Origin of the sequence: Castellaniella sp., from assembly GCF_004321985.1 — a bacterium.
Taxonomy (GTDB): Bacteria; Pseudomonadota; Gammaproteobacteria; order Burkholderiales; family Burkholderiaceae_B; genus Castellaniella.
Map to the genome: position 1 here is coordinate 1 of NZ_SCQN01000046.1, position 14,546 is coordinate 14,546.

Below are 14,546 nucleotides of genomic sequence, written 5' to 3' on the forward strand. Positions count from 1 at the left end.
CATCGACGCCCGGGGCCTGCTTGCGCTGCCGGGTGGCGTGGACGCTCACTGTCATCTTGATCAGCCACAGGAAGTGGGTCGCATGGCCGACGATTTCGAGTCGGGGTCGCGGTCGGCTGCCTGTGGCGGTACGACGACGATCATCCCTTTTGCGGCACAGATGAAAGGCCAGTCCTTGCGGGCGGCGGTGGAAGACTATCACCGGCGTGCTGCCGACAAATCGTGCCTGGACTACGCGTTCCACATGATCGTCACGGACCCCACGCCTCAGGTCCTGGCCCAGGAACTGCCCAGCCTGATCCAGGAGGGCTACACCTCGTTCAAGGTCTACATGACCTACGATGATCTGAAACTCAACGATCGGCAGATCCTGGATGTGCTCGACGTCGCGCACCAGCACGGTGCGCTGGTCATGGTGCACGCCGAGAATTCCGACTGCATCGGCTGGCTGACAGACCGGCTGACGGGGGACGGCCGGACGGCGCCCAAATACCATGCCGTCTCCCGGCCCCAGGCCGTGGAGCGCGAGGCGACTCACCGCGCGATCACCTTCTCGGAACTCGTGGATGTTCCGATTCTCATCGTTCACGTTTCGGGTGGTGAAGCCATCGAGCAGATCCGCTGGGCGCATGGGCGGGGTCTGCGGATTTTCGCCGAGACGTGCCCGCAGTATCTCTATCTGACGGCTGCGGATCTGGACGTGGACGGGTACGAGGGCGCGAAGTGTGTCTGCAGCCCGCCGCCCCGTGACCCGGCAAATCAGGAGGCCGTGTGGCGCGCGCTTGCCAACAACGTCTTCTCCGTGTTTTCGTCGGATCATGCACCATATTCGTATGATGATCCGGACGGCAAGAAGCCGGGGGGACACGAGCAGCACTTTCACCATATCCCCAATGGTATTCCCGGTCTCGAGACGCGCCTGCCGCTGCTGTTTTCGGGTGGTGTCGTGGGGGGACGCATCAGCATCCACCAGTTCGTGGCGCTCACTGCAACGCAGCCTGCGAAGCTCTATGGGCTCTATCCGCGCAAAGGCTCCATCATGGTCGGCGCCGATGCCGACATTGCGCTTTGGGATCCGGCCCTGCAGGTCACGATCCGCAACCAGCATCTGCATCACAACGTGGATTACACCCCCTACGAGGGGATCGATGTCACGGGCTGGCCGGTGATGACGTTCTCGCGCGGGCGCCTGGTCAGCAAGTCGTTCGACTTCCTCGGCCAGGCGGGTGCGGGCCAGTTCATGCGCTGCGGTAAGCCAATAGTCTCGATCTGACCGGATTCTGCAGGATCATCCGGCGGATCCTGTCGCAGCGGGTACCCGAGCCACGTGCAGCAGATTCGTGCTGCCGCTTCTGCCGAATGGCAGCCCGGCGATCACGATGATGGTGTCGCCGGGCGCGGCCAGCCCGGCGTCGCGGGCGGTGCGCGTGGCGCAGGCGATCATCTCGCTGGATTCGTGAAGCTGTTCGGGGAAGCGGACGGGACGCACGCCCCAGGCTAGCGTCAGCCGCCGTGCCGTGGTGAGTTCGGGAGTCAGTGCCAGGATGGGGGTGGTAGGGCGTTCGCGGCTGGCGCGCAGGGCGCTGAAGCCGGACGCGGTATAGGCGACCGTAGCCGCGGGTTCCAGCAGCCCGGCGACTTGGCGCAGCGCGCTGCAGATAGCTTCGGGGATGGTGGGTTCGGCCGCGCTGTGGGTGGCTTCCAGACCGGTGCGCCAGCTTGGGTCGGATTCCACTTCGCGGATGATGTGCTCCATGATGGTCACCGCTTCTACGGGATATTGGCCCGACGCCGATTCCGCGGACAGCATCACGGCGTCGGCACCGCTGTAGACGGCTGTGGCCACGTCCGAGGCTTCGGCCCGCGTGGGTACGGGTGCATTGATCATGGATTCCAGCATCTGAGTGGCCACGACCACAGGCTTGCCGGCGGCCCGTGCGCTGCGCACGATGCGCTGCTGCAGCACGGGGACGCGCTGCGGGGGCAGTTCCACGCCCAGGTCGCCACGCGCCACCATGATGCCGTCGGCCTGTTCGACGATGGCGTTCAGGTGTTCGATTGCGGCGGGCTTCTCGAGTTTGGCCATGATCCATGCGCGGTGGCCCACCAGGCCGCGTGCTTCGATGATGTCTTCCGGGCGTTGCACGAACGACAACGCCACCCAGTCCATACCCAGCGACAGGCCAAATTCCAGGTCGTCGCGGTCCTTGGGCGTCAGCGGGGAAATCGGCAGAATTACGCCGGGAACGTTGACGCCCTTGCGGTCTGACAGCGGGCCGCCCACCACGACCGTGGTTTCAGCGAAGTCCGGCCCATGGCGGTCGACGTGCAGGCGCAGCTTGCCGTCGTCCAGCAACAGGTCGGTGCCGTCCTCCAGCGCGGCGAAGATCTCGGGATGGGGCAGGTTGGCCCGTGCGGCGTTGCCTTCCGCCGGGTCCAGGTCCAGGCGGAAGGCCTCGCCGGGCTTCAGCGTGACCTTGCCGCCGATGAAGCGGCCCACGCGCAGCTTGGGGCCCTGCAGGTCCATCAGAATCCCGATGGGATGCCCGATCTCCTGTTCAACCTGACGGATGATGCGGTGGCGCTGGGCGTGGTCTTCGTGGGTACCGTGGCTGAAGTTCAGGCGGAAGACATTGGCGCCGGCCAGCGCCAGCGCGCGGATCTGTTCGAAGCTGGAACTGGCGGGCCCCAGCGTGGCCAGAATGCGGGCGCGTCGTTCAGTGGTCATCATCGTCTCCTGGCGCCCCGGCTCACAGAACCAGAAGGGCACGAAAATCATTCACATTGGTCAGTGTAGGTCCGGTGATCAGCGAATCGCCGAGGCGCTCGAAGAACCCGTGCCCATCGTTGTCGTCCAAATGCGTGCGCGGCGGCATATCGGCCGCCCAGGCGCGGGCCAGCGTATCCGGCGTGATGAACGCGCCCGCGATCTCCTCTTGGCCGTCCACGCCGTCGGTGTCACCCGCCAGCCCGTAGATGCCCGGGGCGCCGTCGAGCGCGATCGCGGCCGACAGCAGGCATTCCACGTTGCGCCCGCCCCGGCCCTGGCCGCGCACGGTGACGGTCGTTTCGCCGCCCGACAACAGCACGCAGGGAGGCGCGATGGGTTGGCCGTGTGTACGCACCTGGAGCGCGATACCCGCCAGCACCTTGCCCACGTCGCGCGCCTCGCCCTCGAGTCGGTCGCCCAGGATCAACGGGGTGACGCCGGCCTTGCGGGCGACGGCCGCTGCCGCCTCCAGCGCCATTTGCGGGGTTGCAATCAGGTGGGTTTCGACGCGCGCCAGCCGGGGATCGCCGGGCTTGAGGGTCTCGCCCTCGCCCGACTCCAGCAGGTGCCGTGCGCCGTCGGGCAGCGCGATGCGGTAGCGTCGCACGATGTCCAGCGCATCGGCGCAGCTGGTGGGGTCGGCGACGGTCGGCCCGGATGCGATGTCGCAGGGCTGGTCGCCGGGCACGTCGGAAATCATCAGGTTGACGACACGCGCAGGTGCGCAGACAGCAGCCAGGCGTCCACCTTTGATGCCCGACAGGTGTCGGCGCACGCAGTTCATCTCGGAAATCGTGGCCCCCGATTTGAGCAGGTCGCGGCTGATGGCCTGCTTGTCTTCCAGCGTCACGCCCGGTCCCGGGACGGGCAGCAGTGACGACCCGCCGCCTGAGATCAGGCAGACCACCAGGTCGTCTTCGGTCAGTTTGCGGACTTCTTCCAGGACGAGCTGCGCCCCGACGCGGCCCGCCTGATCCGGTACGGGATGCGCGGCCTCGACGATACGGATGTGCTCGCAGGGGACACCGTACCCGTAGCGAGTGACCACCACACCATCGACCGGGCCCTTCCATTGGCGTTCGAAGGCCTGGGCCATGGCGGCTGAGGCTTTGCCGGCTCCGATCACGATGGTGCGGCCCTTTGGCGCTTGTGGCAGGAATGCTGTGATGCAGTGTTCAGGCTGCGCAGCCCGCACGGCGGCCTCGAAGAGTTGCGTCAGAAGTGCACGGGGCTCGATCGTCATGGACCTATCCGGAAAAGGAGACGCACGGGCAGGATTGCCCGTGCGGTATGTCACTTTACTGGCCGATCTTGTGGTTGGCGAGCAGTTCGATGGCGCGGACCATCCCGGAGTGATCCCAGCCAGCACCGTCGTGCGCCACGCAGGCGTTGAACAGTTCCTGGGCGATGGCGGTGCTGGGCAGCGACATGCCAAGCTGCTTCGCGGTCGAAAGCGCCAGATTCAGGTCCTTCTGGTGCAGGTTGATGCGGAAGCCCGGGTCGAAAGTGCGTTTGATCATGCGTTCGCCGTGTACTTCCAGGATGCGGGAGCTGGCGAACCCGCCCATGAGCGCCTGACGGACTTTAACCGGGTCGGCCCCCGCCTTGGACGCCAGCACCAGGGCTTCGCCGACGGCCTCGATGGTCAGGGCGACGATGATCTGGTTGGCGACCTTGGTGGTCTGGCCATCGCCGTTCTTGCCGATCAGCGTGACGTTCTTGCCCATCAGGTCAAAGATGGGCTTGCAGGTGTCGAAGGCCGCCTGGTTTCCGCCGATCATGATGGTGAGGCTGCCGGCCTTGGCGCCGACCTCGCCACCAGAGACGGGGGCATCCAGGTATTCGCAGCCCAACTCGTTGATCTTGCGCGCGAATTCCTTGGTCGCAACGGGCGAGATCGAACTCATGTCGATGACGATCTTGCCCTTGGACAGGCCGGCCGCCACGCCGTTCTCGCCAAACAGCACGGCTTCCACGTCCGGGGTGTCGGGCACCATGGTGATGATGATTTCGGCCGCCTTCGCGACTTCGGTGGCGCTGGTCAGCGGTTTTGCGCCAGCATCCAGCAGGCTGAGCGGGGTCTTGCTGCGGGTGTAGGTCACCAGTTTGTGGCCGCCCTTGATGAGGTTGGCGGCCATGGGGGTGCCCATGATTCCCAGACCGATGAAGCCGATAGTAGCCATGTGGATTCTCCTTGTCAGTGATGGTTGGAAATGATCAGGCCATCGCCTTGATCCACCTCAGTCCGTCTTCGGTGCGCGTGGCTGGCTTGTATTCGCAGCCGATCCAGCCGTCGTACCCGATGGTGTCAATGTGGTGCAGCAGCCAGGCGAAGTTGATCTCGCCGGTCCCCGGTTCGTGGCGGCCGGGATTGTCCGCCAACTGCATATGGCCGATGGAGCCGAGGTGCCGGGACATTGTGTTGGCCAGCTCGCCCTCCATGCGCTGCATGTGGTAGATGTCGTACTGCACCTTCAGGTTGTCGGAGCCTACCTCGGCGATCAGATCCACCGCTTGCTGCGTGTGCGACAGGTAGAAGCCCGGCATGTCGAAGGTGTTGATGGGTTCCATCACCAGCAGGACGCCGGCCTTTTTGAGTTCGCCGGCCGCGTAGCTCAGGTTTGCCACGAACGTATCGTGCACGGCCTTGGGGTCCGCACCGGGCGGCGTGATGCCGGCCAGGCAGTTGACTCTGGGGCAGCCCAACGCCCGCGCATACTCGGCGGCTGTGGCCACGCTCTGCCGGAATTCGGCCACGCGGTCCGGATGGCAGGCAATGCCGCGCTCGCCGGCATCCCAGTTACCGGCCGGCAGATTGTGCAGCACCTGCACCAAGCCATTGTCCTTCAGGCGTTGCGCCAGTTGGTGCTTGTCGTAGGCGTAGGGGAACAGATATTCCACGCCTTTGAAGCCGGCTTTGGCAGCGGCCTGGAAGCGGGCCAGGAAGTCGAGTTCGGTAAAGAGCATCGACAGGTTGGCAGCAAGTTTTGGCATGGTGTGAGACTCCTTTGATGAAAATGGGGTTGGGGCCGAAATGTCAGTCCAGCAATGCGATGGCGGTAGGGGCGTCTTCGCCGTGCCCGGCCAGTTCCTCGAATTCGTTCACGGCATTGATATCGTTGCCCATGGATATGTTGGTGACGCGCTCCAGGATGAATTCAACCACGACCGGTACTCGGAATTCCTGTATCCAGGCACGAGCCTGCGCGATTGCTGGCTGGATCTGCTCGACTTTCTTCACGCGGATCGCCTTGCAGCCCAGGCCTTCGGCCACTTTCACATGATCCACGCCGTAACCCTCGGTTTCCGGCGAATTGATGTTGTCGAAGGAAAGCTGCACGCAATAGTCCATATCGAAGCCGCGTTGCGACTGGCGGATCAGGCCCAGGTACGCATTGTTCACCACCACATGAATATAGGGTAGGTTGAATTGTGCACCTACGGCGAGCTCTTCGAGCATGAACTGGAAGTCGTAGTCGCCAGACAGCGCCACGATCTCGTCGCCAGTCCCGGCTGCCACCACACCCAGCGTGGCCGGGACCGTCCAGCCCAGCGGGCCCGCCTGCCCCGCGTTGATCCAGTGGCGTGGGCCGTAGACGTGCAGCAACTGGGCTGCGGCGATCTGCGACAGGCCGATGGTGGTGACATAGCGCACGTCTTTGCCGAAGGCTTTGTTCATTTCCTCGTACACACGTTGCGGCTTGAGCGGCGACTGATCGAAGTGCGTCTTGCGCTGCATGGATTTTTCGCCCTTGCGGGCCCGGCATTCCTGCGCCCAGGCACTGCGGTCGCGCAGCTGGCCGGCAGCCTTCAGTCGTCGGGCTTCGGCAATCATGAGGCGCAGTGCTGCGTCCGCATCTGATGCGATGCCGAAGTCGGGGCCGAAGACCTTGCCGATCTGCGTGGGGTCCACGTTGATGTGCACGACAGTGCGGCCTTCGGTGTAGACCTTGGTCGAGCCCGTGTGGCGGTTGGCCCAGCGGTTCCCGATCCCCATCACGAAGTCGGATGCCAGGAAGCTGGCATTGCCGTAGCGATGCGAGGTCTGCAATCCCACCATGCCGGCCATGAGCGGGTGGTCGTCGGGGATCACGCCCCACCCCATCAGGGTCGGCACTACCGGTACGCCGGTCAGCTCGGCGAACTCCCGGAACAGCGCCTCCGCACCTGAACTGAAGATCCCGCCGCCAGCCACCAGCAGCGGGCGCTCGGAGGCGTTCAGCAGGGCGACGGCCTTGGCCGCCTGGGCAGGCGTGGCCGCCGGCTTGAAGACGTCCAGCGGCTGGTAGGTTTCAACGTCGAATTCGATCTCCGCCATCTGCACGTCGAAAGGCAGGTCGATCAGTACCGGCCCTGGCCGGCCGGAACGCATGATGTGGAACGCTTGTTGCAGCACATGCGGTACGAGCTCGGGTTCGCGCACGGTCACGGCCCACTTGGTCACGGGCTTGGCGATGGTTTCGATGTCCACCGCCTGGAAGGCTTCTTTGTGCAGCAAAGCCCGCGGGGCCTGGCCGGTGATGCACAGAATGGGGATCGAGTCGCCGGATGCCGAATACAGGCCAGTGATCATGTCCGTTCCGGCCGGGCCGGATGTGCCCAGGCAGACACCGATGTTGCCGGGCCTGGCGCGTGTGTAGCCTTCGGCCATGTGCGAGGCGCCTTCGACGTGACGCGCCAGGATGGGGTTGAAGCCGCCGTGCTGGCGGAGGGCCGAGTACAGCGGGTTGATGGCAGCGCCGGGTACGCCGAACAGGGTGGTGATGCCTTCCTTTTGCAGGACGGCGGCGGCGGCGTCCACTGCTCTCATTTTGGCCATGATGACTCCTGGTGTTTCGGGGGTGGTGATCTGCCGTGTGGACTTGGTGTCCCCGGCAGCGCGGTTCTACGTGTCTTGGCGTTCAGAATACGGGTCGCCGCAAGAGCCGTGAATCCCAGGTTCGGATAGTTCTGGACATACTAAAAGTATGGATGGAATCATGCTCGACTTGAATTTATCGGGTCCATTTAGCGCTTATGATGAATACCATTCTGTTTTCAGAACCAGGAAATCCCATGGGCAGCAATGGTCTCCCTGTCGTTCCGGGCTAAAGGGGTCGACGATGAGCCGGTACACCGAGGTGCACAGTTTTGTATTGATTGCGGAGAAGGGCAGCTTCGCGGCGGCTGCGCTGGTGGAAGGTGTCACCCCGGTGATCATGGGGCGCCGGCTGACCGCTTTGGAAAAGCGCCTCGGGGTGCAGCTCATGCATCGCTCCACCCGTGGCCTGGTGCTGACGGATCTGGGGGAGCGCTATCTGGAAAAGTGCCAGCAGCTCATCCAGGATTTCGACGAGGCCGACGCCAGCATCATGGTGCGCCGCCAGACGCTCACCGGTCATCTGGTCGTCTCGGCACCCGCGTCGTTCGGTCGTCTGCACGTCGCACCGCATGCGCTGACGTTCCGTGCGCTTTATCCCGAGTTGGCGCTGTCCTTCAATTTCACCGATAGCGTGGTGGATCTGGTACGTGAGGGTTACGACATGGCTATCCGGATCGGCGAGGTCACCGATCCCAATTATGTGGCAGTCCGGTTGTATCCCAATCAGCGCGTGGTTTGCGGCACGCCCGAGTACTTCGAGCGCTACGGCGTGCCGCGTGTGCCGGAAGATCTGGCGCGCCATAACTGTCTGGCATTCAACCTGCAGGGGGGGCAGCATCGCGGCTGGACCTTTCTGCGAGACGGCAAGCGGTTCGCGGTGCGGGTTCGGGGCGATCTGGCCTGCAACGACGGTGAGCTGCTCTACCATTGGGTGCGCGCCGGGCTGGGGGTGGGCTGGCGCTCCACCTGGGAGATCCAGCGGGAGCTCAAGCGCGGCGAACTGGTGACGGTGCTGGATGACTACGCGCTGCCGGCCTACGACATCCAGGCCGTCTACCCGCAGCAGCGTTATCTGCCGGCGAAGGTGCGGTATTTCATCGATGCGCTCCGGAACCATTATCATGAGTCCGGTTACTGGGAAGGACAGGGGGTATCTTGAAGACCGAACGCGCGCACACGGCTGGCAAGCCGACCGCACTCTCGGCCGTGCGGGATGAAGCAGTGCGGGCCGAGCCCGGTGCGGACACGCGCCGCAACAAGCGCCTGGCGCTGCTGGCTCTGGCCGGCATGGCGATCGTCTGGGGCTACAACTGGGTGGTCCTGAAGAAAGTCATGGCCTTCGTGGGGCCGTTCGACTTCTCGGCACTGCGCAACCTGCTTGGCGCGTTGTTTCTGGTGGGTCTGTTGCTGGTGCGAAAAACCTCGTTGCGTATCCGGGCGTGGCCGCGTGTGGTGCTGCTGGGGATGCTGCAAACGGCTGCCTTTTCGGGGCTGATCCAGGTGGCGCTGTTGCAGGGCGGGGTGGGCAAAACTTCGATTCTGGTCTATACCATGCCGTTTTGGGTGATTCCCATGGCATGGTTTGCATTCGGTGAGCGTATTCAGGGGCTGCAGTGGGGCGCGCTTGGCCTGGCAGCCGTGGGCCTGATCCTGATCCTGGAGCCCTGGCATGCGCAGGGCAGTGTCTTGAGCGAGGCGCTCGCCATCGGGGCGGGGCTGTGCTGGGCGCTGGCGATGATCGTGACCAAGTGGATCCGCCGCGATTTCCCCATGGATGCCCTGCCGCTGACCGCCTGGCAAATGGTCTTTGGCGCGCTGGCGCTGTGTCTGCTGACCTTGTGGATTCCGGAGCGGCCGGTGGAGCTGGCGCCGTATTTCTTCGGTGCCCTGATTTACAACGCCGTCCTGGCTACGGCAATTGCCTGGTTCTTATGGATTTTTGCGTTGCAGCATTTATCGGCTGGTGTCGCGGGCATGTCGGCGCTGGGCGTGCCGGTGGTCAGTGTGATGTCGGGGTGGCTGCAACTGGGTGAGCGGCCAAGCCATGCCGACCTGTTGGGGATGATCCTGATTGCGGTTGCGTTGTTGGCGCTCAGCCTGCAGGCGGTGGGAAAGAAGACATGATGCCCGCCGCCGCAAGTCAAAACTGGAACTTTGTACCCAACGGGGAATGTTCATGAAATATCTCGGAGTTTATTCGACGCTGCTTGCCGGCATGGTGAGCGTGGCGTTTTCGGCGAATACGCTGGCGGCGCAGGGTGTCATCAAGATTGGTGAACTCAACAGCTACAAGAGCCAGCCGGCTTTCCTGGGACCATACAAGAACGGGATGGACTTGGCCCTGGATGAAATCAACAAGGTGGGTGGTGTCGACGGCAAGCAGCTGAAGCTGATCATTCGCGACGACAACGCCAACACGGGTGATGCTGTCCGCGCTGCGGAAGACCTACTGGCTTCGGACAAGGTGGATGTGCTCATGGGTACGTTCCTGTCCAATGTCGGCTTGGCCGTGTCCGACTATGCCAAGCACAAGAAGCGTTTCTTCCTGGCGAGCGAGCCGCTCACGGACAAGATCGTCTGGAAAGATGGCAATAAATACACCTACCGTTTGCGCGCTTCCACCTATATGCAGGTGGCGATGCTGGTGCCGGAAGCCGTGAAAATGCACAAGAAACGCTGGGCCTTGGTGTACCCAAACTACGAATACGGTCAGTCGGCGGCGGAGACCTTCAAGGCGTTGATGAAGAAGGCTCAGCCCGATGTGGAATTCGTGGCCGAGCAGGCCACTCCGCTGGGCAAGATCGATGCCGCCAATGTCGTGCAGGCGCTGGCCGATGCCAAACCCGATGCGATGTTCAACGTTCTGTTCGCGACCGATCTGGCCAAGTTCGTTCGGGCCGGCACTCAGCGGAACTTCTTCAAGGGCCTGTCGGTCGTCAGTCTGTTGACCGGGGAGCCGGAATACCTGGATCCGCTGGGTGACGAAACCCCGGTGGGCTGGGTGGTGACGGGCTATCCCTGGTATGCCATTGACACCCCGGAACACAAGGCTTTTCTCAAGACCTATGAGGACAAGTATCATGACTACCCGCGTCTGGGCACGATCGTGGGCTATACCGCCGTCAAGTCTCTGGCGGCGGGGATGAAGAAGGCAGGTTCCACCGATACGGATGCCTTGATCAAGGCGTTTGCCGGCTTGAAGGTGGACATGCCGTTCGGCCCCATCACCTACCGTGCGATCGATCATCAGTCGACGATGGGTGCCTATGTGGGTACGCTTGCCAAGAAAGACGGCAAGGGCATCATGACCAACATCCGCTATGTCAATGGCGCCGATGTGCTGCCCCCCGACGACGTGGTGCGTACGTTGCGCCCTGCCTCCGCCCAGTAGCCGCATGCCGTAAGGCTGGGTGCGCAGCTCCGGTATTCTCCATGTGAGACAGGATGCCGGAGGTCGTGCGCTGGCCCGTGCGGAGGGATAAGAATGGGATTTTCCGGCTTGGTCGTCCAGCTCTTGAATGGGCTGGTGGAAGCCTCCTCGCTGTTCATGCTGGCTGCGGGTCTGTCGCTGATCTTCGGCGTCACGCGGATCGTGAACTTTGCCCATGGTTCGCTCTACATGCTGGGTCTGTATGTGGCCTATACCCTGGTGCGGTCCTTCGGCGGGACCCCGCTGGGCTTCTGGGTAGCGCTGGCGGCGGCGGCCTTGCTGATCGGCACCCTGGGGGCCGTCATCGAAATCTTCCTGCTGCGGCGTATCTACCGGGCGCCCGAGCTGTTCCAGCTATTGGCTACGTTTGCCCTGGTGCTGGTATTCAACGACATGGCGCTGTGGTTGTGGGGTCCCGAGGATTTGCTGGGGCCCCTGGCGCCGGGCCTGAGCGGCTCGATCAGGATTCTGGACCGTTACTTTCCCAGCTATGACCTCCTGCTGGTTTTCGTGGGTCCCGCTGTGCTGGGCCTGATGTGGGGGCTGCTCACACGGACCCGATGGGGCATGTATGTACGAGCCGCCACGCAGGATCGTGAAATGCTGGGTGCGTTGGGTGTCAATCAGGCTTGGCTCTTCACGAGCGTGTTTGCCCTGGGGGCGTTGCTGGCGGGCCTGGGCGGAGCCTTGCAGATTCCGCGGGTGCCGGCCAATCTTTCGTTGGATTTGAGCAGCATCGGTGATGCGTTCGTCGTGGTCGTGGTGGGCGGCATGGGCTCCATTCCCGGGGCCTATGTGGCTGCGCTGCTCATTGCGGAGCTCAAGGCCTTGTGTGTGGCGTTGGGGACGGTGTCCTTTTTGGGTTTCACGTTTGCACTGCCCAAGCTCACGCTGGTGCTGGAGTTCGTCTTCATGGCCGTGGTGCTGGTTTTCAGACCATGGGGGCTGTTTGGCCGCCAGCAGGGAGCCAGCCGGAATTCGGCGCCCGTCGAAGCTCCTCTGCGCCGCTCGGGTCTGGCTTTCCGTGCATTCATGGTCGTGTTGGTGGTCGTGCTGGCGCTTCTTCCTTCGTTGTCCGGCCTGATGCCTTATGTGCCGATCCTGATGCTGGACGTGATCATCGCGGCCCTGTTTGCCTTGAGCCTGCACCTGATGATGGGACCGGGGGGCATGGCTTCCTTCGGCCATGCCGCGTTCTTCGGCCTGGGGGCGTACGGGGCGGCCTTGTGCCTCAAGGCCGCAGGCTTGCCTATGGGCTGGGCCATCGTGCTGGGACCGGCGATCGCAGCCCTGGGCGCGCTCGTCATCGGCTGGTTCTGCATCCGCCTCTCGGGGGTTTATCTGGCCATGCTGACCCTGGCATTTGCGCAGATCGTCTGGTCGGTGGTCTTCCAGTGGGATGACTTCACCGGAGGATCGAATGGCCTCATTGGTCTGTGGCCTCCGGCCTGGCTGGAAGGGAACAACTACTACTATTTCGCCCTGGCCATCGTGGTGCTGTCGGCCTGGGTGATTCGCCGCATCCTGTTTTCCCCGTTCGGCTATGCGATCCGCGCCTGTCGCGATTCGGCGCTGCGCGCTGGCGCAATCGGCATCGACGTGCAGCAGGTGCAGTGGCTGACCTTCATTCTGTCAGGTTCTTTCGCGGGCCTGGCGGGTGCGTTGTTCGTGTTCTCCAAGGGTAGTGTCGGCCCCGAAGTGATTTCCATCGGGAAATCTGTCGATGCCCTGGTCATGGTGCTCCTGGGCGGCCTGCAAACGCTGATGGGGCCCGTGGTGGGCGCAGCGGTGTTTCACTTGCTGCAGGATTATTTCATGGGAGCCACCCAGTACTGGCATGCCTTGTTCGGCGGCGTGATCCTGTTGCTGGTGTTGCTGGCGCCTGACGGGATCGTGGGTTCGCTCGGGAATCTGGCCGGTCGCTGGAAGGAGCGTCACTCGGCGACCAAGGAGAAGGCGGCATGAGCTTGCTGGAGGTCAGAGACCTGTCGAAGAAATTTGGCGGCAACGTCGCTGTGGATGGAATTGGTTTCGACGTCGCCAAGGGCGAGCTGCTGGCGATGATCGGCCCGAACGGGGCCGGCAAGACCACGACGTTCAACATGATCGATGGCCAGATCAAGGCCACTACCGGTTCGGTGAAGCTGAGGGGCACCGAACTGGTGGGACTCAGCCCGCGCAATATTGCGCGTCTGGGGGTAGGGCGCACCTTCCAGATTGCCGCCACATTTGCTTCATTGACCGTGGTGGAAAACGTGCAGATGGCGCTGCTGGCCCATCACCGGCAGATCTATTCCTTTTTCAGCGTGGCGGCGCAGCGCTTCCGTCCAGAGGCCCTGAACCTGTTGGCGCAGGTCGGCCTGGACTCTCAGGGGGACCGCCCGTGCAGCCAGCTCGCCTATGGCGACGTCAAGCGGGTGGAACTGGCCATGGGGTTGGCCAACGAGCCCAGCCTGCTGCTGATGGATGAGCCCACGGCTGGCATGGCGCCCAAAGAGCGCGACGAACTCATGGCGCTGACCAGGCGCCTGGTCCTCGAGCGTGAGATGGCCGTGTTGTTCACCGAGCACAGCATGGATGTGGTGTTTGCCCACGCCGATCGCGTGATCGTGCTGGCGCGCGGCCAGTTGATCGCCGAAGGCGATGTGGACACCATCCGCAATCACCCCAAGGTGCAGGAGGTCTACTTTGGCAGCGGCAAGACCTTTGAGAGAAACAAATCCCCGCAGGTGACGGCATGACGAGGCCGGCTTCGAGGCAGACGCTGCTCAGCGTCACTGGCCTGAATGCCTGGTATGGCGCTGCTCACATCCTGTTCGACGTGAGTCTGGAGGTAGGGCGCGGCGAAGTCGTGGCGCTCATGGGGCGTAACGGTGCCGGGAAGTCCACTACGTTCAAGTCCATCATGGGCCTGATGGATAGGAGCAAGGGCGTACAGTCCTTCATGGGGCATGATACCAGCGGCCTGCAGCCTTACGAAATTGCTCGCCTGGGGCTGGGGTACGTCCCCGAAGACCGGCGCATTTTCAGTGACCTGACCGTGGCCGAGAACCTGGAGGTGGGGCGGCAGCCCGCCCGCCGCTGGCCGGATGGTACGGCAGCCCTGGCCTGGACACCCGAAGCCTTGTATACGTTGTTTCCCCATCTGGGGGCCATGCAGGGGCGCCGGGCGGGGCAAATGAGCGGAGGCGAACAGCAGATGATCACCGTGGCGCGGACGCTTATGGGCAACCCCTATCTGGTATTGCTCGATGAGCCATCCGAGGGCGTGGCTCCGATCGTCGTCGAGCAGATGGCCGACATGATCCTGGGGCTGAAAAAGCAGGGGGTCAGCATTCTGCTGTCGGAGCAGAACGTACCGTTTGCCGAGCTGGTGTCAGACCGCGTCTATGTCCTGGAGAAAGGTCAGATCCGCTACAGTGGCTCGATGGCTGAGCTCATGGCTGACGACAGCGTGCGCCGCGAGTATCTGACGGTGTAGCGTT

The 14,546-nt window shown here is 63.3% G+C and carries 12 protein-coding genes; 7 read left to right on the forward strand and 5 right to left on the reverse strand.

All coding sequences use genetic code 11. The annotated features are described in order from the left end of the window. Positions 1–1,273: dihydropyrimidinase (hydA, locus tag EPN31_RS11060; RefSeq protein WP_291773131.1), on the forward strand; the 1,273-nt coding region annotated here is incomplete at its 5' end. A gap of 15 nt (positions 1,274–1,288) precedes the next feature. On the opposite strand, the gene pyk is transcribed toward hydA, so the two are convergent. Genes pyk through gcl form a run of 5 tightly spaced genes read right to left on the reverse strand, consistent with a single transcriptional unit; the run spans position 1,289 to position 7,589 of the window. Further along, a complete protein-coding gene (pyk, locus tag EPN31_RS11065; RefSeq protein WP_291773845.1) occupies positions 1,289–2,728 on the reverse strand; it encodes a pyruvate kinase in 1,440 nt (479 codons plus the stop codon). A gap of 22 nt (positions 2,729–2,750) precedes the next feature. Continuing rightward, complete coding sequence (locus EPN31_RS11070) at positions 2,751–4,013, reverse strand: glycerate kinase (RefSeq protein ID WP_291773133.1); 1,263 nt, start codon at positions 4,011–4,013, stop codon at positions 2,751–2,753. A gap of 55 nt (positions 4,014–4,068) precedes the next feature. Continuing rightward, entirely contained in the window at positions 4,069–4,971 is a 903-nt protein-coding gene (locus tag EPN31_RS11075; protein WP_367188315.1) for a 2-hydroxy-3-oxopropionate reductase, read from the reverse strand. A 16-nt stretch (positions 4,972–4,987) separates the two neighbouring features. Then, entirely contained in the window at positions 4,988–5,764 is a 777-nt protein-coding gene (hyi, locus tag EPN31_RS11080) for a hydroxypyruvate isomerase (RefSeq protein WP_291773137.1), read from the reverse strand. Positions 5,765–5,807: 43 nt separating this feature from the next. After that, on the reverse strand, positions 5,808–7,589 hold the full coding sequence (gene gcl / locus EPN31_RS11085; protein WP_291773139.1) for a glyoxylate carboligase: 1,782 nt from the start codon (positions 7,587–7,589) through the stop codon (positions 5,808–5,810). A gap of 283 nt (positions 7,590–7,872) precedes the next feature. Here gcl and EPN31_RS11090 point away from each other — a divergent pair, with 283 nt between their 5' ends. From EPN31_RS11090 to EPN31_RS11115, 6 genes are all read left to right on the forward strand, one after another. Further along, entirely contained in the window at positions 7,873–8,790 is a 918-nt protein-coding gene (locus tag EPN31_RS11090) for a LysR family transcriptional regulator (protein ID WP_291773141.1), read from the forward strand. Then, positions 8,787–9,755: an EamA family transporter gene (locus tag EPN31_RS11095; protein WP_291773143.1), complete on the forward strand. Its 969-nt coding sequence runs from the start codon at positions 8,787–8,789 to the stop codon at positions 9,753–9,755. The genes EPN31_RS11090 and EPN31_RS11095 overlap by 4 nt, the downstream gene beginning before the upstream one ends. 91 nt (positions 9,756–9,846) lie before the next feature. Further along, positions 9,847–11,022 (forward strand): ABC transporter substrate-binding protein, encoded by a 1,176-nt coding sequence (locus tag EPN31_RS11100; protein WP_291773847.1) that lies wholly within the window; start codon positions 9,847–9,849, stop codon positions 11,020–11,022. Between the two features lie 93 nt (positions 11,023–11,115). Further along, positions 11,116–13,026, forward strand: coding sequence for an ABC transporter permease (locus EPN31_RS11105; protein WP_291773145.1), 1,911 nt, complete (start codon positions 11,116–11,118; stop codon positions 13,024–13,026). Continuing rightward, positions 13,023–13,802, forward strand: a complete 780-nt coding sequence (locus EPN31_RS11110; RefSeq protein ID WP_291773147.1) for an ABC transporter ATP-binding protein — start codon at positions 13,023–13,025, stop codon at positions 13,800–13,802. The genes EPN31_RS11105 and EPN31_RS11110 overlap by 4 nt, the downstream gene beginning before the upstream one ends. Beyond that, a complete protein-coding gene (locus EPN31_RS11115; protein ID WP_291773149.1) occupies positions 13,799–14,542 on the forward strand; it encodes an ABC transporter ATP-binding protein in 744 nt (247 codons plus the stop codon). Before EPN31_RS11110 ends, EPN31_RS11115 begins: the two co-directional genes overlap by 4 nt. The last annotated feature ends 4 nt before the right edge of the window (positions 14,543–14,546 follow it).